Here is a 1,734-nt window from a genome sequence, read left to right as displayed (position 1 = left end):
GGGGGGGCCCCGCCCCCCCCCCCCCCGCCCCCGGGTCGCGCCACCCCACCACCCCCCTCCGTCAGGTACGAAGAGGATCGAAGGGCGCCCCTTTGCTCTATCCCGTCAACATGGGAGCACGCTGCCGAGCGCTGCACTGCATTCGCCTACCGAGACGGCCCGGGCAGTTCGCCGTTTCACGCTGCGGGAATGAGGTGGCGCTGACTTGGGGTGTGCCGCGCTGGGGTATGGGCATGCCGAAGCAGCCCGGGATACGAGTGGGTCCGGGCAACTCGGCGGTCATGCCGATGGGATGGTTATGCGGCCCAATCGAGGGTGCCGGGCGGCCCAATGCTGCCCGGTGGCCCGGTTGTCCCTCGGGCATCGGGTGGTGGCAGCAGCCGGTAGACGTATCGCCCGTCCGGATCTTTGGTGATCTGGATCTGGTCGGGGCGGGTGTGTTTGAACCGGTTGTGCCATCCGCAGGTGAGGGCGAGCTGATCAATGTCGGTGGGACTGTGGCCCAGTGCCCACCCGTTGACGTGGTCCACCTCGCACAGCGTGCCCGGCGTCTCGCACTCTCGCACCGCGCAGGTGGGGTAGAGCGTTTCCAGCACTTGCCGTTGGGCTGCGCTGGCGAACCGTTCCCGGTGGCCCAGGTACAGCGGGGTGTTCCCCCGCCCCAGGAGGAGGGGCGATACCCCAGCCGCCAGGGCGATGCGGCGGGCCTGCGGGGCGGGGATCGGCGTGCCGTCGGTGAGGCGGGCCGGGGCGTTGCCGCCGGTCAGTGTGTCCAGGTCGCAGATGACGGTGACCTTGGTGGCCTTGTGTCCACCCGACAGCACGCTGGACAGGGCGGCGGCGGTGCGTTCGGAGAAGTCGCGGCGGTCTTCCGGCCCGGCCGGCTTGGCCAGCGGGCCGAGGGTGCCGTCCCAGATGGCGGCGTCTTCGGGGTTCAGCCAGCCTTTGACGTACCGGCCGCCGTCCAGGGAACGCGTCGTGGTCAGCCAGGACTTGTCATAGCCGCGTTTGGTGTCCTCATCCGGTGCGGTTTCGGTGTCGTCGCGTTCGGCGATGAGGTCGCGGATGCGGCGGCCGAACGCGGCGACCTTCCCGGCCGAGAAGCCCTGATCGACGAACCCGAGCAGGGTTGTCTCGGCTTCTGCGCAGTCGGTGTCGTCCAGGCGGGCGACCGAGTCGGCCACCGTGGTGGCGTAGCCGAAGGACAGCTCACCGGACGCCAGCCGCTCAGCTACTTGCGGAAGGCGGTGGCGCTGCCGGGCGAAGGTGAGGCGCTCCTTGGCGCGGTTGTCGCGCATGCCCAGCCGCGACCGAAGCCACGCCTGTGTGGAGGGATAGCCCCAGCGGGCTTGTTCTCCGGTGGCGTCGACTCGGCCGATGAATCCGGCGAGCGCGCTTTCCTGCATATCTGCTGCAGCCGCGAGGGTCTCGGTGAGTTCCAGGCAGGCGGCCGCTGATTCCGGGGCTTCGCGCTGGGCGAGTTCAGTGGCGATGACGGAGAGCGCGTTCACCAATTCCATGGTGGACGCGGCCCCAAGCTCGACCGTCACTGATTGCATACGTAAATAGTACCCTGCGTGACTGACATTCGAGGCCACTCAGGGCACATTCTTCTCGGTATTTTTGGCGGGAAAGGCCACCGGGCCTCGCGGCTCCTTGGCGCTCTTGGCGTCACATACGCAGTCGAGTCTCGGCCCTTACGGAGGGGGGTGGTGGGGTGGCGCGACCCGGGGG

General features: G+C 68.9%; 1 protein-coding gene. It reads right to left on the bottom strand.

Features of this window, described 5'->3' with window-relative positions; genetic code table 11:
* Window positions 1-296: 296 nt before the first annotated feature.
* Entirely contained in the window at window positions 297-1,559 is a 1,263-nt protein-coding gene (locus AB0C78_RS50740) for a DUF222 domain-containing protein (protein WP_360763047.1), read from the bottom strand.
* Window positions 1,560-1,734: the final 175 nt, after the last annotated feature.

The sequence above is a fragment of the Actinomadura sp. NPDC048394 genome, from assembly GCF_040651755.1.
Lineage (GTDB): Bacteria > Actinomycetota > Actinomycetes > Streptosporangiales > Streptosporangiaceae > Spirillospora > Spirillospora montaniterrae.
The sequence above is the reverse complement of the archived record's forward strand: the minus strand, read 5'-3'. Positions and strand labels throughout refer to the sequence as shown.

What these genes read in the sequence shown, in the direction of transcription:
- AB0C78_RS50740 (WP_360763047.1), bottom strand. Translation starts at nt 1,559, where the DNA reads ATGCAATCAGTGACGGTCGAGCTTGGGGCCGCGTCCACCATGGAATTG.